Origin of the sequence: Buttiauxella sp. 3AFRM03, assembly GCF_003675305.1 — a bacterium.
Lineage (GTDB): Bacteria > Pseudomonadota > Gammaproteobacteria > Enterobacterales > Enterobacteriaceae > Buttiauxella > Buttiauxella ferragutiae.
Genome location: NZ_CP033076.1, coordinates 2,770,878 through 2,792,142 on the forward strand (window position 1 = coordinate 2,770,878; position 21,265 = coordinate 2,792,142).

At 50.8% G+C, this 21,265-nt stretch carries 17 protein-coding genes, 2 tRNA genes, 1 rRNA gene and 1 pseudogene; 3 read left to right on the top strand and 18 right to left on the bottom strand.

The genetic code is table 11. The annotated features are described in order from the left end of the window. Positions 1-109 precede the first annotated feature (109 nt). From D8682_RS14395 to pepQ, 7 genes are all read right to left on the bottom strand, one after another. Positions 110-185: transfer RNA gene (locus D8682_RS14395), tRNA-Ala, on the bottom strand. A gap of 114 nt (positions 186-299) precedes the next feature. Next, positions 300-376, bottom strand: a tRNA-Ile gene (locus D8682_RS14400). A gap of 69 nt (positions 377-445) precedes the next feature. Further along, a 16S ribosomal RNA gene (locus tag D8682_RS14405) occupies positions 446-1,985 on the bottom strand. 409 nt (positions 1,986-2,394) lie between these two features. Beyond that, positions 2,395-2,928, bottom strand: coding sequence for a menaquinone-dependent protoporphyrinogen IX dehydrogenase (gene hemG, locus D8682_RS14410; protein ID WP_064541421.1), 534 nt, complete (start codon positions 2,926-2,928; stop codon positions 2,395-2,397). 12 nt (positions 2,929-2,940) lie between these two features. Beyond that, the gene (gene trkH / locus D8682_RS14415; protein ID WP_121814557.1) at positions 2,941-4,392 is read right to left on the bottom strand and encodes a Trk system potassium transporter TrkH; all 1,452 of its coding nucleotides are present in this window, start codon (positions 4,390-4,392) and stop codon (positions 2,941-2,943) included. Positions 4,393-4,433: 41 nt separating this feature from the next. Then, a complete protein-coding gene (locus tag D8682_RS14420) occupies positions 4,434-5,048 on the bottom strand; it encodes an IMPACT family protein (RefSeq protein WP_064541425.1) in 615 nt (204 codons plus the stop codon). Continuing rightward, on the bottom strand, positions 5,048-6,379 hold the full coding sequence (pepQ, locus tag D8682_RS14425; protein WP_064541428.1) for a Xaa-Pro dipeptidase: 1,332 nt from the start codon (positions 6,377-6,379) through the stop codon (positions 5,048-5,050). The genes D8682_RS14420 and pepQ overlap by 1 nt, the downstream gene beginning before the upstream one ends. A 193-nt stretch (positions 6,380-6,572) precedes the next feature. Between pepQ and fadB the strand changes: the two genes are divergently transcribed. Together fadB and fadA are read left to right on the top strand one after the other, a co-directional pair. Continuing rightward, positions 6,573-8,762, top strand: coding sequence for a fatty acid oxidation complex subunit alpha FadB (gene fadB / locus D8682_RS14435; protein ID WP_121814558.1), 2,190 nt, complete (start codon positions 6,573-6,575; stop codon positions 8,760-8,762). A 9-nt stretch (positions 8,763-8,771) separates the two neighbouring features. Further along, complete coding sequence (gene fadA, locus D8682_RS14440) at positions 8,772-9,935, top strand: acetyl-CoA C-acyltransferase FadA (protein WP_121814559.1); 1,164 nt, start codon at positions 8,772-8,774, stop codon at positions 9,933-9,935. A 186-nt stretch (positions 9,936-10,121) separates the two neighbouring features. Here the strand turns inward: fadA and fre are convergent, their stop codons facing one another. Both fre and ubiD read right to left on the bottom strand, forming a co-directional pair. Next, on the bottom strand, positions 10,122-10,823 hold the full coding sequence (fre, locus tag D8682_RS14445; protein ID WP_121814560.1) for an NAD(P)H-flavin reductase: 702 nt from the start codon (positions 10,821-10,823) through the stop codon (positions 10,122-10,124). A gap of 47 nt (positions 10,824-10,870) precedes the next feature. Beyond that, the gene (ubiD, locus tag D8682_RS14450; RefSeq protein WP_121815711.1) at positions 10,871-12,364 is read right to left on the bottom strand and encodes a 4-hydroxy-3-polyprenylbenzoate decarboxylase; all 1,494 of its coding nucleotides are present in this window, start codon (positions 12,362-12,364) and stop codon (positions 10,871-10,873) included. 176 nt (positions 12,365-12,540) lie between these two features. Here ubiD and rfaH point away from each other — a divergent pair, with 176 nt between their 5' ends. Then, entirely contained in the window at positions 12,541-13,029 is a 489-nt protein-coding gene (gene rfaH, locus D8682_RS14455) for a transcription/translation regulatory transformer protein RfaH (RefSeq protein ID WP_064541440.1), read from the top strand. Between the two features lie 42 nt (positions 13,030-13,071). Here the strand turns inward: rfaH and hemB are convergent, their stop codons facing one another. From hemB to rmuC, 9 genes and pseudogenes are all read right to left on the bottom strand, one after another. Continuing rightward, positions 13,072-14,094 (bottom strand): porphobilinogen synthase, encoded by a 1,023-nt coding sequence (hemB, locus tag D8682_RS14460; RefSeq protein WP_121814561.1) that lies wholly within the window; start codon positions 14,092-14,094, stop codon positions 13,072-13,074. Between the two features lie 15 nt (positions 14,095-14,109). Then, positions 14,110-14,889, bottom strand: coding sequence for a 3'-5' ssDNA/RNA exonuclease TatD (gene tatD, locus D8682_RS14465; protein ID WP_121814562.1), 780 nt, complete (start codon positions 14,887-14,889; stop codon positions 14,110-14,112). Positions 14,890-14,931: 42 nt separating this feature from the next. Then, positions 14,932-15,723, bottom strand: coding sequence for a Sec-independent protein translocase subunit TatC (tatC, locus tag D8682_RS14470; protein WP_064541450.1), 792 nt, complete (start codon positions 15,721-15,723; stop codon positions 14,932-14,934). A gap of 2 nt (positions 15,724-15,725) precedes the next feature. Further along, positions 15,726-16,292, bottom strand: a complete 567-nt coding sequence (gene tatB / locus D8682_RS14475; protein ID WP_064541453.1) for a Sec-independent protein translocase protein TatB — start codon at positions 16,290-16,292, stop codon at positions 15,726-15,728. A 3-nt stretch (positions 16,293-16,295) separates the two neighbouring features. After that, on the bottom strand, positions 16,296-16,556 hold the full coding sequence (gene tatA, locus D8682_RS14480; protein ID WP_121814563.1) for a Sec-independent protein translocase subunit TatA: 261 nt from the start codon (positions 16,554-16,556) through the stop codon (positions 16,296-16,298). A gap of 83 nt (positions 16,557-16,639) precedes the next feature. Next, positions 16,640-18,279: pseudogene (ubiB, locus tag D8682_RS14485) on the bottom strand (ubiquinone biosynthesis regulatory protein kinase UbiB). Continuing rightward, positions 18,276-18,896, bottom strand: coding sequence for an SCP2 domain-containing protein (locus D8682_RS14490; RefSeq protein WP_121814564.1), 621 nt, complete (start codon positions 18,894-18,896; stop codon positions 18,276-18,278). The pseudogene ubiB and the gene D8682_RS14490 overlap by 4 nt, the downstream one beginning before the upstream one ends. 13 nt (positions 18,897-18,909) lie before the next feature. After that, entirely contained in the window at positions 18,910-19,665 is a 756-nt protein-coding gene (ubiE, locus tag D8682_RS14495) for a bifunctional demethylmenaquinone methyltransferase/2-methoxy-6-polyprenyl-1,4-benzoquinol methylase UbiE (protein ID WP_064541465.1), read from the bottom strand. A gap of 92 nt (positions 19,666-19,757) precedes the next feature. Continuing rightward, entirely contained in the window at positions 19,758-21,191 is a 1,434-nt protein-coding gene (rmuC, locus tag D8682_RS14500) for a DNA recombination protein RmuC (RefSeq protein WP_121814565.1), read from the bottom strand. Positions 21,192-21,265 lie beyond the last annotated feature (74 nt).

Genomic DNA, 21,265 nt, shown 5'->3' on the forward strand with positions numbered 1-21,265 from the left:
AACAGTGTGTCGTTTCAATTTTCAGCTTGTTCCGGATTTTTAAAGAGCAAATACTTCTCAGCACACTGTTAAACAGTACACTTAGAAGTATTGGGTGAGCATGAAATGATGGTGGAGCTAAGCGGGATCGAACCGCTGACCTCCTGCGTGCAAGGCAGGCGCTCTCCCAGCTGAGCTATAGCCCCATCGATTTCGTAAAACCTTTTGATTTACCTTTAACTTCTCATCAGGCAAGGCGCGTCACCGCGAAGCATACTAAAGTATGTGAGCGGGGTCGCAACACAGCATGGAGAGAAGTTTGGTAGGCCTGAGTGGACTTGAACCACCGACCTCACCCTTATCAGGGGTGCGCTCTAACCACCTGAGCTACAAGCCTATAAGGTTTTACTGCTCGTTTTCTATCAGACAATCTGTGTGAGCACTACGCAAGTTCGTATCTATTAGGTAAGGAGGTGATCCAACCGCAGGTTCCCCTACGGTTACCTTGTTACGACTTCACCCCAGTCATGAATCACAAAGTGGTAAGCGCCCTCCCGAAGGTTAAGCTACCTACTTCTTTTGCAACCCACTCCCATGGTGTGACGGGCGGTGTGTACAAGGCCCGGGAACGTATTCACCGTAGCATTCTGATCTACGATTACTAGCGATTCCGACTTCACGGAGTCGAGTTGCAGACTCCGATCCGGACTACGACGCACTTTATGAGGTCCGCTTGCTCTCGCGAGGTCGCTTCTCTTTGTATGCGCCATTGTAGCACGTGTGTAGCCCTACTCGTAAGGGCCATGATGACTTGACGTCATCCCCACCTTCCTCCAGTTTATCACTGGCAGTCTCCTTTGAGTTCCCGGCCGAACCGCTGGCAACAAAGGATAAGGGTTGCGCTCGTTGCGGGACTTAACCCAACATTTCACAACACGAGCTGACGACAGCCATGCAGCACCTGTCTCAGAGTTCCCGAAGGCACTAAGCTATCTCTAGCGAATTCTCTGGATGTCAAGAGTAGGTAAGGTTCTTCGCGTTGCATCGAATTAAACCACATGCTCCACCGCTTGTGCGGGCCCCCGTCAATTCATTTGAGTTTTAACCTTGCGGCCGTACTCCCCAGGCGGTCGACTTAACGCGTTAGCTCCGGAAGCCACTCCTCAAGGGAACAACCTCCAAGTCGACATCGTTTACGGCGTGGACTACCAGGGTATCTAATCCTGTTTGCTCCCCACGCTTTCGCACCTGAGCGTCAGTCTTTGTCCAGGGGGCCGCCTTCGCCACCGGTATTCCTCCAGATCTCTACGCATTTCACCGCTACACCTGGAATTCTACCCCCCTCTACAAGACTCTAGCCTGCCAGTTTCGAATGCAGTTCCCAGGTTGAGCCCGGGGATTTCACATCCGACTTGACAGACCGCCTGCGTGCGCTTTACGCCCAGTAATTCCGATTAACGCTTGCACCCTCCGTATTACCGCGGCTGCTGGCACGGAGTTAGCCGGTGCTTCTTCTGCGAGTAACGTCAATCGCCAAGGTTATTAACCTTAACGCCTTCCTCCTCGCTGAAAGTACTTTACAACCCGAAGGCCTTCTTCATACACGCGGCATGGCTGCATCAGGCTTGCGCCCATTGTGCAATATTCCCCACTGCTGCCTCCCGTAGGAGTCTGGACCGTGTCTCAGTTCCAGTGTGGCTGGTCATCCTCTCAGACCAGCTAGGGATCGTCGCCTAGGTGAGCCATTACCTCACCTACTAGCTAATCCCATCTGGGCACATCTGATGGCAAGAGGCCCGAAGGTCCCCCTCTTTGGTCCGAAGACGTTATGCGGTATTAGCTACCGTTTCCAGTAGTTATCCCCCTCCATCAGGCAGTTTCCCAGACATTACTCACCCGTCCGCCGCTCGTCACCCAGGAGCAAGCTCCCTGTGCTACCGCTCGACTTGCATGTGTTAGGCCTGCCGCCAGCGTTCAATCTGAGCCATGATCAAACTCTTCAATTAAAAGCTTGATTTGCTTCAACTCGTGAAGCGGTGCTCAAAAATTAACTTTCGTAATAATTCACTTAAATGAATTACTGCTTGGTCACTCTTCAAGACTTGATATTTTTTTGATACCCGAAGGTATCTGAGATATCAATCCTGCGAGTGCCCACACAGATTGTCTGATAAATTGTTAAAGAGCAGTGAGTTAGGCGCTTTCGCTTGCTAACTCGAGGTGGCGTATATTACGCTTTCCTCTTTCAGAGTCAAGCGTTTATTTTCGCTTTTCATCTGGCTGACGGGCCGGTTTGTAAGCCGTTGTGCCGTGTCAGTGGAGGCGCAGTATAGGGATTTTCTGGGAGCTGACAAGTGTTTATTGCAAATAAATGACTGAGCGCATCTTTTTTCATCAAACAGGGTGTTTTGGACACTATTTGCTGTTTAAGTGCGCTATCTCGTGGGCGAAACGCGCCACCTGAGGCCAATCTGTATAAACAACTTCTTTGCTGATATCTGTTTCACCGCCCGTCATCTTCATAATCAAACGAATCATCACGCGATCATACCAGCGATAACGCGGATAACGCAGTGCACCCGCAAACACCGCGCAATGATTTGGCTGCCACGGGGAGGTCAGCAAGAACTTACGCGTATAAGAGTTGGTTTGAGGAGAACGCTTCTCTGGTTTACGGGCGACCAGGTTTACGGAAAAGAAAGCGCTGGGAATCTTATTCAATGCTTGCTGATGCTTTTTCACAAACGCAGCCACTGACGAATGGAAATGCCCATAGCGAATAGAAGCGCCAATAACGACGCGTTCGTAGTTTCCCCAGGCGATCTCGCCACTGCGATGCAGATTAACCACATCACTCTCGGCGCCCAGCTCTTTAAGTTCAGATGCTATATAAGAAGCAATCTCGCGAGTTTGACCATCGCGGGTCGAAAATAGAATCAACGTTCTCACAGCAGGCTCCGATTACTCTCGCCAGAAGGTTGGCGTAAACAGTACAAGTAAAGTAAACACTTCAAGACGACCAAACAGCATATTGGCTATCAATATCCATTTTGCCACAGGATTCATGCTGGCGAAGTTATAAGCCACAACCCCCAAACCTGGGCCGAGATTATTCAGCGTTGCCGCCACTGAAGCAAAGGCGGAGAAATCATCCACGCCGGTGGCGATAATCGCGAGCATGCTGAGGATAAACACCAGCGCATAGGCAGAAAAGAATCCCCATACTGCTTCAAGGATACGTTCGGGCAGGGCTCGATTGCCAAGCTTGATGCTATAGACCGCATTGGGGTGAACAAGTCGCTTCAGTTCGCGGTTGCCTTGTTTGAACAGCAACAGAATACGGATGACCTTCAGACCACCACCGGTCGAACCAGCACACCCCCCTATAAAAGCAGAGCACAACAACAGCACCGGTAAGAATAGAGGCCAGCGAGCAATACTATCAGTCGTAAACCCGGCGGTCGTCGCCATCGAGACCACCTGGAAGAATGCCTGGTTTAGCGTAAGCAGGGCGGTTTGGTAAGTGTTGTGGAACCAGAGTACTAAGGTACAGATAGCCACCAGCGTCAGTTGCACGCCAATAAACATGCGGAACTCAGGGTCACGCCAATAGACTTTTATATTACGCCCGCTTAATAGAGAGAAGTGCAGGCCATAGTTACAACCGGAAATCAGCAAGAAGATGGCGATAATTGTATTAATGGTTGGGCTGTCGAAATAACCGACGCTGGCATCATGAGTAGAAAAACCACCAATCGCGATAGTCGCAAAGCTGTGACCTATTGCATCAAACGCAGGCATCCCTGCAAACCAAAGTGCCAACGCACAAGCGACAGTTAACAGAACATAAATAATCCACAGAGTTTTTGCGGTATCTGCAATACGCGGGCGCATCTTATTATCTTTAAGCGGCCCCGGCATTTCGGCACGGTATAGCTGCATCCCGCCGACGCCCAGAATCGGCAGAATGGCCACTGCCAGCACGATGATCCCCATGCCGCCAAACCACTGCAACATTTGCCGATAAAACAGAATGGCGTGAGGAAGCGTATCCAGCCCGACAAGCGTTGTCGCACCGGTGGTAGTTAAACCCGAGAACGATTCAAAGAATGCATCAGTAATAGTGAGATTCGGTTGTTCCGCGAAGATAAAAGGCAGCGCACCCACGCTCCCCAACACCGTCCAGAACAAGACGACGATCAGGAACCCTTCTCGTGGTTTCAACTCACTTTTTTGCCGCCGGTTAGGCCACCACAAAAAAGAACCAATCAGTAGCGCTGCGAAGAAAGTCTGGGTGAAAGCTCGGCCAGCACCATCGCGATAAATTAAAGCTACCAACCCAGGAATAATCATGGTCACGGAAAATAGAATGACTAACAGACCAACGATTCGGGTTATGGCGCGAAAATGCATTTCAGCCGCTTCCTTAACTATCAATAAAATACGAGTGGGGATTATTGTTCAGCCGGCAATAAATGCAATGCACCGCGGCTAAAATCAGCAAGTCTGACTGAAAAGTCAGCGAGTTTCGCGTGTGGTAACGCGATAAGTAATAAAACAGACGCCTGAAAATCACTTTGCACCACAACGCCGTCACACTGTTTAAGCAACGCCTCGATTCCGGCAAGCTGCGCGTACTCACATTGCAAAGTATATTCGGTTAACGGAGTTTTGAGCACGGTAGGCAATTGATTTAACGCTGCCTGCACCCCGCCGCCATAGGCTTTCACCAGGCCGCCAGTACCTAGTTTGATGCCGCCAGAATAACGTACGACGACTGCGGTAATTTCACCAATACCACTTCCCATAAGCTGGGCAAGCATCGGCTTACCGGCTGTGCCAGCAGGTTCACCATCATCAGAAAAGCCTAACTGCTGCGAGTCATCTGGCGCACCAGCCACCCAGGCCCAGCAATGATGCCGGGCCGTCGGGTGCTCTGAACGTACTTTTTCAAGAAATGCTTTCGCCGCAATTACGCCAGTCGTATGAGCGACCAGAGTAATAAAGCGGCTTTTCTTGATTTCCTCACTGAACGCAACGGTTTCAGCGGGAATCAGCCAACTATCCATTACGCCAGTTTCAGATCGCGCGTCATGTTTTCAATACTATTTTCATGAACAATCACGTTGTCTTCAATGCGAACGCCACCGAAAGGTTTCATTGCCTCAATGCGCTGCCAGTCAAAGTGCTTGCTGTACTGGCCTTCGCGCCACGGTGCGAGCAAAGATTCAATGAAGTAAATGCCCGGTTCAATGGTCAGAACCATACGCGGTTCAAGAATACGCGTGCAACGCAGATACGGATACTGAGAAGGTGCAGCAAGGTGTGTACCGGAATCATCCTGCATAAAGCCTGCAACATCATGCACCTGCAAACCCAGCGGGTGGCCCAGACCATGTGGCATAAATGGCCCAGTGATGCCGGTTTCAACCATCGCTTCTTCGCTAATCCCGGTAACCAATTTATGGCGGCTCAGCAGCTTCGCGATACGTTGATGGAACTGGATGTGGTAATCGGTGTAGCGCACACCTGCTTTCAGGGTATCAATCAGCGCTAGTTGCTCGCTGTTAACGTCTTTAACCAGTTGTGCATAATCGTTATCGCTTTTTGCCGACCAGGTACGCGTTAAATCAGCCGCATAACCGTTATATTCCGCGCCAGCATCCAACAGGAAACTGCGCATTTCGGCAGGTGCGCGGTTCTCAAGTTTGGTGTAATGAAGAACTGCTGCGTGCTCGTTGAGCGCAACAATGTTGCCATAAGGCACATCGGTATCGCGATGTCCGGTTGCGGTCAGATACGCGAGATTAATGTCAAATTCGCTCATTCCAGACAGGAACGCTTCGTGAGCCGCCTGATGACCAACCACTGCGGTTTTCTGCGCTTCACGCATACATGCCAGCTCATAATCAGTTTTATAAGCACGATGATAATGCAGGTAATCAATCACCCCTTTCGGGTTGATGTTAGCGCCCTGGATTTCAAGCTGTACGGCACGCTCTGGAACCGGCCCGATATAACCGATATTGCCACGCGCGGCAGGCAACTGGCTGCCAATGCCATCAGCTTTCGGCAGCGCAATCACTTCAATTTCGTCAGTCCAGAAGGATTCTGGCAGCGGCTCAACGTTGTGCCAGTAATCAACCGGCAGGTAGAACCACAGCTTCGGTTTGTTAACACCATCCACCAGCAGCCAGCAGTTTGGCACTTGTGTGACCGGAACCCAGGCTTTGAATTGTGGGTTAACTTTGAACGGATATGGATGATCATCGAGGAAGACGTTGACTAGCTCGCCCGAGTGAATCAACAGCGCGTCAAGATTGAAGCGCGCCAGAACATTGCGGGTACGTTCCTGCAAAGTTGCCACATGATCTTTATAAAGTGAGGCCAGTGAATCCATGATTTACCCTTCTGGTTTTTTATAAACTGAACGCCACGCATCTTAGCACACCGTAAACAGAGCGAACTTATTTCCAGCGGCTGTGATCATCTTTGCAAATATTTAAAGAGTTATTTGCATTTCATTAACATCAATTCCACACTCACCCTCATCTGGTACGACCAGATCCCATTGCTGGATTCAGGAGACTGACATGCTCTACCAAGGTGAAACCTTACATCTCGACTGGCTGGAAGATGGCATCGCAGAATTGGTATTCGATGCCCCCGGTTCAGTGAACAAACTCGACACCGCGACCGTAGCAAGCCTGGGCCACGCGCTGGATGTACTGGAAAAGCAGCCTGGTCTGAAAGGCCTGCTGCTCAGTTCCAACAAAGCCGCGTTTATCGTTGGTGCGGATATTACTGAATTTCTGTCGCTGTTCCTGGTTCCTGCGGAGCAACTGACTCATTGGCTGCAATTTGCCAACAGCGTCTTCAATCGTCTGGAGGACTTGCCGGTTCCGACCATTGCAGCAGTGAATGGTTACGCCCTTGGCGGCGGTTGTGAATGTGTACTGGCAACCGATTATCGCCTGGCAACACCAGATACCCGTATTGGCCTGCCAGAAACCAAACTCGGCATCATGCCTGGTTTCGGTGGATCTGTACGTTTACCTCGTTTGCTGGGTGCTGATAGCGCGCTGGAAATTATCACCGCCGGTAAAGATGTCGGCGCGGTTGAAGCGCAAAAGCTCGGCTTAGTCGACGGCATCGTTAAAACTGAGAAACTGCGCGACGGCGCACTGGCGGTATTACGCCAGGCGATTAATGGCGATCTGGACTGGAAAGCCAAACGCGCGCCAAAACTGCAGCCGCTGAAGCTGAGCAAAATCGAAGCCACCATGAGCTTCACCATTGCTAAAAGCATGGTGATGCAGATTGCGGGCAAGCACTACCCTGCCCCGATGACGGCAGTCAAAACCATCGAAGCCGCGGCAAGAATGGGCCGTGACGAAGCATTACAACTGGAGACTCAAAGTTTCGTGCCGTTGGCGCGTTCCAATGAGGCCCGTGCGCTGGTCGGGATTTTCCTTAACGACCAATACATAAAAGGTCAGGCGAAGAAGCTGACCAAAAATACCGAAACCCCGAAACAGGCAGCCGTTCTTGGTGCCGGGATCATGGGCGGCGGCATTGCTTACCAGTCTGCCTGGAAAGGCGTACCGGTATTAATGAAGGACATTAACGAGAAGTCGCTGGAGCTGGGTATTAACGAAGCCAGCAAGCTGCTGAACAAACAGCTGGAACGCGGCAAAATTGACGGCATGAAACTGGCGGGTGTGATTGCCACCATTCATCCAACGCTGGATTACGCCGGTTTTGAGCGTGTCGATGTGGTAGTTGAAGCAGTGGTAGAAAACCCGAAAGTGAAGAAAGCCGTTCTGGCAGAAGTGGAAGATAAAGTACGCCCGGATACCGTTCTGGCGTCGAACACCTCCACCATTCCAATTGGCGAACTGGCAAACAGCCTGAAGCGCCCGGAAAACTTCTGCGGCATGCACTTCTTTAACCCTGTGCACCGCATGCCGTTAGTGGAAGTGATTCGCGGCGAGAAAACCTCTGAGCAAACTATCGCGAAGGTTGTTGCGTGGGCCAGCAAAATGGGCAAAACGCCGATCGTAGTGAACGACTGCCCTGGCTTCTTCGTCAACCGTGTGCTGTTCCCGTACTTTGCCGGCTTTAGCCAGCTGATGCGCGACGGTGCAGATTTCCGCCAGATCGACAAAGTAATGGAAAAGCAGTTCGGCTGGCCGATGGGCCCGGCATACCTGCTGGATGTAGTCGGTATTGATACCGCGCACCACGCGCAGGCTGTTATGGCTGCCGGTTTCCCACAGCGTATGCAGAAAGATTATCGCGATGCGGTCGACGCCATGTTTGACGCAGGCCGTTATGGCCAGAAAACCCAGCAGGGTTTCTATCGCTACAAACAAGACAGCAAAGGCAAACCGCGTAAAGAACAAGACGAAGCCACCGATAGCTTGTTGGCTGATGTCAGCAAACCGCGCCAAAACTTTAGCGACGAAGAGATCATCGCTCGCATGATGATCCCAATGGTCAACGAAGTCGTGCGCTGCCTGGAAGAAGGCATTATCGCCAGCCCGGCAGAAGCAGATATGGCACTGGTTTACGGCCTGGGATTCCCTCCGTTCCACGGCGGCGCATTCCGTTGGTTAGACACCATCGGCAGCGCGAAATATCTCGATATGGCGCAACAGTACGAACATCTTGGCCCGCTTTACCAGGTGCCGGACGGTCTGCGTACTAAAGCGTCCCGTAACGAGCCGTACTATCCACCCGTTGAGCCAGCGCGCCCAGCCAGTGACCTGAAAAGTGCCTGAGGAGTGATTATGGAAAAGGTTGTAATTGTTGATGCCATCCGCACCCCGATGGGCCGTTCAAAAGGCGGTGCGTTTCGTAATCTGCGTGCGGAAGATCTTTCTGCCCATCTGATGCGTGGCATTTTGTCACGCAACCCGGCTTTAGAAGCCGCTGCACTGGATGACATTTATTGGGGCTGTGTGCAGCAGACGCTGGAGCAAGGTTTTAATATTGCTCGTAACGCCTCGCTACTGGCAGAAATCCCACATTCAGTACCGGCGGTTACAGTGAACCGCCTGTGTGGTTCTTCGATGCAAGCGCTGCACGATGCTGCTCGTATGATTCAGACCGGTGATGCGCATGCTTGTCTGGTAGGCGGCGTGGAACATATGGGCCACGTGCCAATGAGCCATGGTGTTGATTTCCATCCAGGCCTGAGCCGCAACGTTGCAAAAGCAGCTGGCATGATGGGCTTAACCGCCGAAATGCTGTCTCGTATGCATGGTATCAGCCGTGAAATGCAGGATCAGTTTTCTGCACGTTCACACCAGCGAGCCTGGGCTGCAACCGAAGCGGGTCATTTCAAAAATGAAATTCTGGCAACCAGCGGCCATGACGCAGACGGTGTGCTCAAACGTTTTGATTACGATGAAGTGATTCGCCCGGAAACTACAGTTGAAGGTCTGGCGGCATTGAAACCTGCGTTTGATCCGGTCAATGGCACCGTTACAGCAGGCAGTTCTTCCGCGCTTTCCGATGGTGCCTCAGCGATGTTGCTGATGAGCGAGTCACGCGCCAAAGAGCTGGGCCTGAAGATCCGCGCTTATGTTCGCTCTATGGCAGTCGTTGGCTGCGATCCATCCATTATGGGTTACGGCCCAGTTCCGGCATCACAACTGGCGTTGAAAAAAGCGGGCCTGACTGCCGCCGACATAGACCTGTTTGAGATGAACGAAGCCTTCGCCGCACAGATCCTGCCATGTATTAAAGATCTGGGGCTGATGGATAAGATCGACGAGAAGATTAACCTGAATGGCGGTGCGATTGCACTGGGTCACCCGCTGGGTTGTTCCGGTACACGAATCAGCACCACGCTGCTCAATTTGATGGAACGTCGCGATGCGCAGTTTGGCCTCGCCACCATGTGCATCGGATTGGGTCAGGGGATTGCCACAGTTATTGAACGCGTTTAAGGAATTGATCCAATTTTCAAAGTCATTGATGTTGTAACGCGGCGGCAAATGAGCGAATCCCGATGAGCTTACTAAAGTAAGTGATTCGGGTGAGCGAATGCAGCCAACAAAGTTACAACACCAAGGACGCAGAAAAAAGTTTAGTTGCCGTTTTTCCCGCCTGTCAGGGGCGGGTTTTTTATTGCATTAGATAAACGAAAACGCGTCGCCAAACATGCGGTCGGCCTGCGCACTACGTTCATTGCAGAACAGGTCACGGGCAATTTTCGCCATTTCAAAACGTCCGGCAATATAGATGTCGTGCCCGGCAAGCGTTCCGTAATCCTGCATCACCGCGGTTAACACAGTGCCAGTACGCCCACGCCAGCCTGTTTCCGGTTGCTCAACCACCGCTTCAACACGCAGATTCGGGTGAACCACGGACAGCGCTTCTAACTCAGACAGATCATAAAGATGTTTATCTTCACGGCCGCCCCAGTAAATGGCGATTTCACGCTGCGGGTTACGCGCCAGCGCCGTCAGCAAAATAGAACGCACATAAGAGAAGCCGGTCCCGCCAGCAATCAGAATCAACGGGCGATCTTCATCTTCACGCAGCCAGGCATCGCCGTGTGGAATATCAACAACGATTTCTTTCTCTTTCAGAATGCGATCCATCACCGCCATGGCGTACAGATTGATATCTGATGCGCCAATGTGCAGTTCGATAAACTCCTGGTCGCTCGGCGTGGATGCCATGGAGAACGGGCGTTTATCGCGCTCATCCATCACCACCATCAAATACTGCCCGGCCTGAAAGGAGAATTTCGCTTCCGGCAGTAATCGAACGCGATACACCGTGTCAGTTATCGCTTCTACCGAGGTCACTTTACAGCTTAAGGTTGTCATGCTTCCCCTCTGTCGGGTCAATAATGCAAAACGGTAAAACCCGCCGATCAGGCGTTTTTACTGTCGTCGAAAATAGCCAGTTCATCCCAGATAGCATCAATACGCGCACATACTTCTGCATCTTTCTTAATAGGACGCCCCCACTCACGCTGGGTTTCCCCAGGCCATTTATTGGTGGCATCCAATCCCATTTTTGAGCCAAGGCCGGAAACCGGCGAGGCAAAATCCAGGTAATCAATTGGCGTGTTTTCTACCAGAACGGTATCACGTGCCGGGTCCATCCGCGTGGTGATGGCCCAAATTACATCGTTCCAGTCACGCGCATTAACATCGTCATCGCAGACAATGACAAACTTGGTATACATGAACTGCCGCAAGAAAGACCAGACGCCCATCATCACGCGTTTCGCGTGGCCAGCGTACTGCTTCTTGATAGTGACAACCGCAAGGCGATAAGAACACCCCTCCGGCGGCAGGTAGAAATCGACAATTTCCGGGAACTGCTTTTGCAGAATGGGCACAAACACTTCATTCAATGCCACGCCGAGAACCGCAGGCTCATCTGGCGGGCGACCGGTGTACGTTGAATGATAAATCGCATTCTGGCGCTGGGTTATATGCGTCACGGTAAACACAGGGAAGTCATCTACTTCATTGTAGTAGCCCGTGTGGTCACCATATGGCCCTTCAGGTGCCATTTCGCCAGGCTCGATATACCCTTCCAGCACAATTTCAGCGCTAGCTGGCACTTCAAGATCGTTAGAAATACACTTAACAACTTCGGTTTTTGTACCACGTAGCAAACCAGCAAAAGCATATTCTGACAAAGTATCTGGCACTGGAGTGACCGCGCCAAGAATGGTTGCCGGATCAGCACCCAGTGCAACAGAAACCGGGAACCGCTCACCAGGATGTTCAGCACGCCACTCCTGGAAATCCAGCGCGCCGCCGCGATGCGAAAGCCAACGCATGATCAGTTTATTTTTGCCAATCAGTTGTTGGCGATAAATCCCGAGATTCTGCCGTTCTTTATGCGGACCACGCGTTACCGTCAAACCCCAGGTAATCAGCGGCGCGGCATCTTCAGGCCAACACTGCATAATCGGAATACGAGATAAGTCGACTTCATCCCCTTCCCAGATTTGTTCCTGGCATGGGGCATTACGCAGACGCTTAGTCGGCATATTCAGGACTTGTTTAAACTGCGGAAGTTTATCGAATAAATCGCGGAAACCCTTCGGTGGCTCGGGTTCTTTCAGGAAGGCCAGTAATTTCCCGACTTCACGCAGCGCAGAAACATCTTCTTGCCCCATTCCCATCGCGACGCGTTTCGGAGTGCCGAACAGGTTGCACAGCACCGGCATGTCGTACCCTTTTGGATTCTCAAATAACAGAGCCGGGCCATTAGCGCGCAAAGTACGATCGGCAATTTCAGTCATTTCCAGGTACGGATCGACAGGCATTGCGATACGCTTTAGCTCGCCGCGTTGTTCAAGTAGTTCCAGAAAGTCGCGTAGGTCGTGGTATTTCATGCCATTAATCATCGTCAGGATTTGGCGGACATTATACGGGCTTCATGCAGCGCATGCTGTATTTTTGTTAAAAAGGTGTAGATGGTTGCCTGATGACCAAACAGTCATTGGTTATACTTCTGCTGTCTATCTCTCATACCAGCCTTTTGCTATTCTTCCGCGGCTGATTAGGAAAAAGAGACATTATGGAATCCTGGTATCTTTTGTACTGCAAAAGGGGTCAATTACTGCGGGCGCAAGAACATCTTGAGCGTCAGGAAGTGAATTGCCTCACCCCGATGATCAAAATTGAAAAGATCGTGCGAGGAAAACGCACTGCGGTCGACGAACCATTGTTTCCAAATTATATGTTTGTCCGCTTTGATCCTGAGACTATTCACACCACGACAATACATTCAACGCGTGGCGTCAGCCATTTCGTCCGCTTCGGCAGCCTTCCAGCCACTGTACCGAATGATGTGATTGAACAACTTATCCATCATCAGCCAGAAAACGTGACTGACCCAGACACCCCTTATCAGGGCGATCGCGTGGTGATAACTGAAGGGGCATTCGAAGGTTTGGAAGCTATCTTCAGCGAACCGGACGGTGAAGCCCGCTCTATGCTGCTGCTGAATTTGTTGAATAAACAAGTGATGCAGAGTGTGAAGAATACCGATTTCAAAAAGACGTAAAAAAGGCCAGCGATTGCTGGCCTCTTAGTCTGTATTCCGTTCCTAGCGCTGCATTTGCTCGTCGTGCAGCCATTGTGCGACACGCTTCGAGAAGTACGTCAGCACACCATCTGCGCCGGCACGTTTAAAGCACAACAGTGATTCCATAATGGCCGGTTTTTCTGCCAGCCATCCGTTTTGAATCGCCGCCATATGCATCGCATACTCACCAGAAACCTGATAGGCAAATGTCGGCACGCCGAAAGTATCTTTCACGCGGCGAACCACATCCAGATAAGGCATACCCGGTTTCACCATCACCATATCCGCGCCTTCTTGCAAATCCTGCGCAACTTCCTGCAATGCTTCATCGCTATTGGCCGGGTCCATCTGATAGGTCTTTTTATTGCCGCCTTTCAGGTTGCCGGATGAGCCAATTGCGTCGCGGAACGGGCCGTAATAACAGGATGCGTACTTCGCTGCATAGGACATGATTTGGGTGTTCACTAAACCATCCAGCTCAAGCTGATCGCGAATCGCGCCGATGCGCCCATCCATCATATCGCTTGGCGCGATGATTTCCGCACCAGCTTCTGCATGAGACAACGCCTGACGTACCAGAATCTCACGAGTAATGTCGTTGATAACGTAACCGTCTGCATCAATCACGCCGTCCTGGCCGTGAGTGGTATACGGATCAAGCGCAACGTCAGTCAGTAAACCCAGTTCTGGCACGGCATCTTTCAGTGCACGAACCGCACGCTGAACCAGGCCGTTCGGGTTATAAGCTTCTTCAGCATGCAGCGACTTTCCTGCGCTCTCGATGACCGGGAACAGGGACAGCACAGGCACACCCAACTTCGCAACGGCCTCCGCTTCTTTGAGCAGCAAATCGATAGTCATGCGGTAAACACCCGGCATTGACGACACTTCTTCCTGACGGTTTTGACCTTCCATCACGAACACAGGGTAGATCAGGTCGTTAACCGTTAACTGATTTTCTGCAACCAGGCGGCGGCTGAAATCGTGACGACGAACGCGGCGCATACGGCGGCCAGGAAACGTACCGGGAAATGCATAGCTCATTAATTTTCTCCTGATTTAAGCCAGCCGGAAAAGACGGCGGGCATTGTCATCTGTTACTTGCGCAAGCCAGGTGGGGTCTTCTCGACGCCATTCGGCTACCTTGTTCAGGATATGCGGCAAGTAGCAGGGTTCGTTCCGGCGGGAAGCAGGTTTTGGTTTTAGATCCCGCGGTAACAAATAGGGGGCATCAGTTTCCAGCAACAGTTGATGTGCTGGGATTACCGGTAGCAGCTCACGTAATTCAAGGCCGCGGCGCTCATCGCATACCCAGCCAGTGACACCTATAAAAATGCCTCGGGCCAGGCATTCACGAACTTCATTTTCTGTTCCGGTAAAACAGTGCAAAACCACACCCGGTAACTTATCCAGCCACGGGTCCAGCAGAGCAATAAAGCGTTCGTGTGCTTCCCGACAATGTAAAAATACCGGCATCATCAGGTCTGCAGCAAGGGCCAGTTGTGCGGTAAAAGCGCGTTCTTGTTCAGCTGGCGTCGAGAAATTACGGTTGAAATCCAGGCCACACTCACCAATAGCTACCACTTCCGGCGCACCCGCAAGCTCGCAAATCACAGCCGCAGTTTCATCTTGCCATTGGCTGGCATCATGCGGATGAACACCCGCAGTAGACCAGCAGCCCTGATACTGTTGTGCCAGTAACAATGCCTGCTGACTTTCGTGAATATTTGTCCCGGTAAGCAGCATGCCGCTCACGCCGGCATGATGTGCGCGAGCCACAACGTCAGCGTGGTCTTTAGCAAACTGTGAGCTGGTAAGATTTACACCGATATCAAACATAGCGTCTTCCAAACGACGACCGCCCTAATGGGCGGTCTGAAATTATGATTCTTTTTTAGAGTGATCGTCTTCTGCTTCTGGAGCATCTTCCGGGTCTTCCTCTCCACCTCTGCGCCCTTTACCGACGTAGAAACGAGAGAAAAATACACCAACTTCAAACAGGCAGTACATCGGTATTGCCAGCAGCGTTTGCGAGAAAACATCAGGCGGCGTTAACAACATGCCAACAACAAATGCACCAACCAGAATATACGGACGCTTTTTCTTAAGCGCTTCAGGCGTTGTTACACCCATCCAACACAACAGAATAATGGCAACGGGGACTTCAAAAGCCACGCCAAATGCCATAAATAGCGTCATGACAAAATCAAGGTACTTGCTGATGTCAGTCGACACCACCACACCTATCGGGGCGGTTTTGGTCAGAAAACCAAATGCGAGCGGGAACACCACAAAATAAGCAAAAGCGATGCCGATATAAAACAGCATTGAGCTGGAAAACAGTAACGGCATAACCAGCTTGCGCTCGTGCTTATAGAGCGCAGGGGCGATAAACGCCCAAATCTGATAAAGAATGACCGGTGCAGACAAAAATACCGAAACATAAATCGTCAGTTTGATTGGGGTGAAAAACGGTGACGCCACATCAGTCGCAATCATCGTTGAGCCAATAGGCATCTGCTTAATCAGCGGTGAGGCGACAATCTGATAGATGTCATTGGCAAAGTAAACCAGTGCCAGGAAAATCACCAGCACAGCGATAATGCTATTTAACAGTCGCTTGCGCAGCTCTATCAGATGGCTGATAAGCGGTTGGGTATCTTCAACGGCCATGTTTACTGTTTATCACTCGAAGTTGGGGAAGACGCTGGAGTTTTGACGGGCTCTGCTACAGGTTTAATCTGAGGTTGAATCAGCTCTTCAGAAACCTCTGCTGCAGCTGCAGCTGATGCAGGAACAACTGCTTCAGTTTCAACAGCGGGCGCTTTCTCAGGCGCGCTGGCCTGATGCGCAGCAGTAGCTGGAGTCACGCCATCATGGCTGTCCTGGGCATCTTTCACTAGTGGGTTATGGATGGTGTGAGCTTCGTCACTCGCCTTTTCAGGGTCGAGAGTGTACGAGCGCTTCATCGACTCTGCTGCCTGACGCAGCTCATCCATTGATGCCTTTAGTTCCGGAGTGAGGTTATCCATGCTCGCTTTTTCAACCTTCTTCAGGCTGTCTTGTAGCTCCTGGATTTTCAACTCCTGAACCAGTTCGTTTTGTACAGTTGCTGCCAGCGAACGCAAAGCACGGACCCAACCGACGACCGTTTTAACGGCCACAGGCAAACGCTGTGGCCCGAGTACGATCAAGCCAATCACAAAAACCAGTAGCAGCTCACTGAAACCAATATCGAACACGGTTTACACCTGCTCTTTATCGTTGCTCTTTGCTTCGTTTTTTTTCACATCAGCTGGTTGCTTATCGGCCAGTGTTTTTGCTGTGAAATCAGCATCCTGAGCAGATTTATCTTTCTCTTTGTCTTCATCGTCACTCATGGCTTTTTTAAAGCCTTTGATGGATGCGCCCAAATCAGAGCCGATAGAACCCAGTTTCTTAGTACCGAAAAGCAGAACCACGATGACAGCAATGATCAACAATTGCCAAATACTGATACCACCCATAATGTTGCCTCAAATCACTGTGATGAATAGATTACGGTCTGTATTGTACCGCACGTTGTCCGTTAAAAACGATTAAAAACAGCTCAGGATGAGCGCCGCCAGCCAATCAACCAGGCCACGATGCCACCGGCCATTATCCAGGCGGGCATAAATTCCCACTCTGGCTTATTAATCAACAGCAAAGTACCACTGAGCATCAACACCGCACCAATACCAAACAGATAGCGTGACTGCGACTGGCGTACCTGGTTGCGTTGCAAATCGCGCGTTATTTTATCAACACTGTGCTGCAATTGTTTACCCTGACGCAAACTGTCGTACATCAGTTCTGGAAGTTCTGGCATTTTTTCTATCCAGAACGGGGCTTTTTCTTTAAGTGTACGAATAAGAGCCGGAATACCAACCTGATCTTTAATCCAGTCTTCCAGGAAAGGTTTGGCGGTTTTCCACAAATCCAGCTGTGGATAAAGCTGCCTTCCCAGGCCTTCAACGTAAAGTAGTGTCTTTTGTAGCAAAACCAGCTGTGGTTGCACTTCCATATTAAAGCGGCGTGCCGTATTGAACAGGTTCAGCAGCACATGGCCAAAGGAAATTTCCGCTAATGGCTTTTCAAAAATAGGCTCGCAAACGGTGCGAATAGCAAACTCGAAGTCTTCAACATTGGTTTCTGGAGGTACCCAACCTGAATCAACGTGCAGTTCAGCAACTTTGCGATAGTCACGGTTAAAGAAAGCGATAAAGTTTTCAGCCAGGTAGCGTTTGTCTTCTTTATTGAGCGAGCCGACAATGCCGCAGTCGATACCAATGTATTGCGGATCTTCAGGATGCTCGTAGCTGACAAAAATATTTCCAGGGTGCATATCCGCATGGAAGAAGCTGTCGCGGAAAACCTGGGTGAAGAACACTTGCACGCCGCGTTCCGCTAACAGTTTCATGTTGGTGCCTTGCTTGTGAAGCATCGCAATATCTGAAACGGGAATACCGTAAATTCGCTCCATCACCATCATGTCCTGGCTGCAATAGTCAGAGAACACTTCCGGCACATACAGCATCGGGCTGTCTTCAAAATTGCGGCGTAACTGAATGGCGTTTGCCGATTCACGCAACAGATTCAGCTCATCGATCAAGGTTTTTTCATATTCGCGTACCACTTCGAGCGGGCGTAAACGGCGGCCATCCGGCATCAAGCGCGGTACCCAGCGTGCGAGGCGATAGATGAGTTTCATATCCGCTTTAATGATTGGCAGGATGTCCGGGCGAATCACTTTGATGACCACATCTCGGCCATTCTCTTTCAGGCGAGCAGTATGCACTTGCGCGATAGAAGCCGATGCGAGCGGTGTTATGTCGAAATCGTCAAACCAGGTTTCAATAGGAATCCCCCCATCGCCTGTTCGATTTGTTTCTTAGCCAATGCCCCGTCAAAAGGTGCAACACGGTCTTGCAACATAGCGAGCTGGTCAGCGATTTGTGGTGGGAACAGGTCACGACGGGTAGAGAGCATCTGCCCAAACTTGATCCATACCGGTCCCAGTTCCTGCAATGCCAGACGTAAACGCTCGCCGAGAAGTTTGTCTTTATGGCGGTTTGGCATCCAGAAAAGCATGCGCCGCCAGATGCGTAACGGCAGCGTAATACGAATGCGTGGGATCAGCTCATCCAGACCATAGCTGAGAAAAGTACGGATAATGAAATAGAGGCGACGAATTTCTCCAGGCGTCATTTGTTCTCCAGTTTGTCCAGTCGCGCAATGAGTGCGTCAACCTTACGTTCGACTGCTGCCGTTTCCTCGGCAAACCATGCGACTTCCAACGACCCCGGTGCCATTCTCCACTCTTCAGTAATGGCTTCTGAAAGGTATTGTTGGTTACGGGTAAAGCCTTTTTTTAGCAACTTACTGCCGCCGCGAATCACCTTGCCGATGCCTTCCGCAGCAATGTCTCCGATATAGGGAGCCAACAATTCTGCCGGGTCAAATTCAGCAAGGTCCATCAACGCAACCCAATTCTGCACAACCTGAAGGTCACCTTCTACTTCCAGCTCACCGCTACGAATCAGCGCCGTAAGCTGCTGTCGGTCACGCAATTTCGGTAATGTGCTCAGCCCAGTTTTCACCAGACAGTCGGCTTCGCCTTCCCACTGCGCTAACACATCAAGTTGTTGCTCGCTGAAGACCAGCACAATCGGCGATGAGAACTCTTTGAGTTCAACACGCAACACCTTACCCACTAAGCGCTGACGCGCGGCTTTCAATCCACGGTCACGCCAGAGAAATGTATTGAGGATATTTTCTATTCCAGCAGTGATTAGCGGCGTACCTGAAGAAAGCAGCAATGGCATCACGAGTTCCCTGTCAGAATTTATAACCACGGTGCAGTGCAACCACGCCAGCGGTCAGATTGAAGTAGGTGGTATTTTCAAAGCCAGCCTCTTCCATCATCGCTTTCAGTGTTTCTTGATCCGGGTGCATACGAATAGATTCAGCCAGGTAACGGTAGCTTTCGGCATCTTGTGCAACGATTTCACCGATACGCGGCAGAATGTGGAAAGAATAGGCATCGTAGGCTTTGCTCAGGGGTTCGATAATCGGTTTGGAGAATTCCAGAACCAGCAGACGACCACCTGGTTTTAATACGCGGTACATTGAACGCAGTGCTTTTTCTTTATCGGTCACATTACGCAGGCCGAAAGAGATAGTGATGCAGTCAAAGAAGTTATCCGGGAAAGGCAAGGCTTCAGCGTTAGCCTGAACATAGTTCACATTGCCAACCACACCGATGTTGCGCAGTTTTTCGCGCCCCATTTTCAGCATTGAGTCGTTGATATCCGCCAGAACCACTTCGCCCGTTTCGCCAACCAGACGGGAGAACTTAGCGGTTAAATCGCCAGTGCCTCCAGCTAAATCCAGTACGCGCTGACCACGGCGAACACCACTGCAATCAATGGTGAAACGCTTCCAGATGCGATGGATGCCGAATGACATTAGATCATTCATGACGTCGTATTTTGCGGCCACAGAGTGGAACACATTAGCGACCATATCGGCCTTTTGTTCTTTCGCTACAGTGCGGAAGCCAAAGTGTGTTGTTTCCTGGGATTCTTCAACCATCTCAATGCCTGCTTGTCCAAAAAAATGTTCGTGAAGTGTAACAGAATGAGCCCTAAAGCCCTATGCTTCAAGCTGCAGGGATTAACCTGAACTTAACGCTCACCAACGATACGTCGGTTCTCTAAACTGTTGTCCGTGCTCTTTTCTTCGTCGTTTTCATGCTCGTGGCGAACTGAATTCTCGTCTTCTTCAAATCTGGCCTGCTCGACCAAATCTGGATTAATCTCACGTTTAACCTCAACGCCCAGACCGCGAAATGCGTCGGCCTGGATGAGGATATTTCCACGGCCTGATGAGAGTTTTTTCATCGCCTGCCGATAGTTATCCTGGGCTTTATCCAGGCTTTGGCCTATCGCAGACATATCATCAACAAAGAGGCGCATTTTGTCATACAGGCGACTGGCGCGTTCGGCAATTTGTTGCGCATTACGGCTTTGGTGTTCATAACGCCACAAATTGGCAACGGTTCGTAGCGCCACCAGCAAGGTCGTCGGGCTGACCAGCATAATGTTATTTTTGAGCGCTTCACTGATGAGTTCAGGCTGGCGGTCAATTGCCAGTAAAAACGCAGGCTCGACAGGAATGAACATCAATACATAATCCAGCGAACGCAACCCCGGCAACTGCTGATAATCTTTACGGCCCAACATGCGAATATGGTTACGCATGGCGGCAATATGTTCGTTGAGGGCGCTTTCACGGGTCAGTTCATCGTCACCGTTGTAATAACGTTCGTAGGCCACTAACGTCATCTTGGCGTCGATCACCACATCTTTACCCTGTGGCAAACGCACGATCACATCAGGCTGCATACGGCTGTTATTTTCGAGCTGAATATTCACCTGTGTTTCGTATTCATAACCTTCGCGTAAACCTGACGCCTCCAACACCCGCGTCAAGATCACTTCGCCCCAATTGCCCTGAGTTTTGTTATCCCCTTTCAGGGCTTTGGTGAGATTCAGTGCCTCTTGCGCCATTTGGGCATTCAGCTGTTGCAGGCTGCGGATTTCATGGGTCAGCGTGTGGCGTTCACGAGCCTCCTGGCCAAAGCTTTCCTGAACCTGGCGGCGGAAACCATCCAGTTGCTCACGCAGCGGCGACAGTAATCCGTTCAAACTCTGGCGGTTTTGTTCTTCAACTTTGCGGCCACTTTGCTCAAAAATACGGTTAGCGAGGTTTTCAAACTGTTCGCTGAGGCGCTGCTCGCTGTTGAGCATCTGGCGATGTTTGTCATCGGCATTCAGGCGGGTTTGTTCCAGCAATGTGGAGAGTTCGCGAATATCAGCTTCTTGCGCACTGTTGATTTCGAGCTGGGTGCGTAGCTCGCGATTAAGCTGCTCACACTCCGCTTTCCAGTGCTGATTTTGCTGCAACTCTTGCCGGGCCGCAGTCAGTTCGCCGTAGATTTCTCGTTGTTCTTCATGCAGTGCGGATTGCCGCCCGGCAGCCCGCAAACTTGCCAGCAACCAACCCGTCAAAACCCCCACCAGCGTAACGCCGATGCCGAATAAAATAGAAAGATCCACAGTCACTCCTACAAGCCATGCCAAACCCCAGCAAAATAAAATTCTGCTGTATAAATGTCCAGATGAAAAGGGAT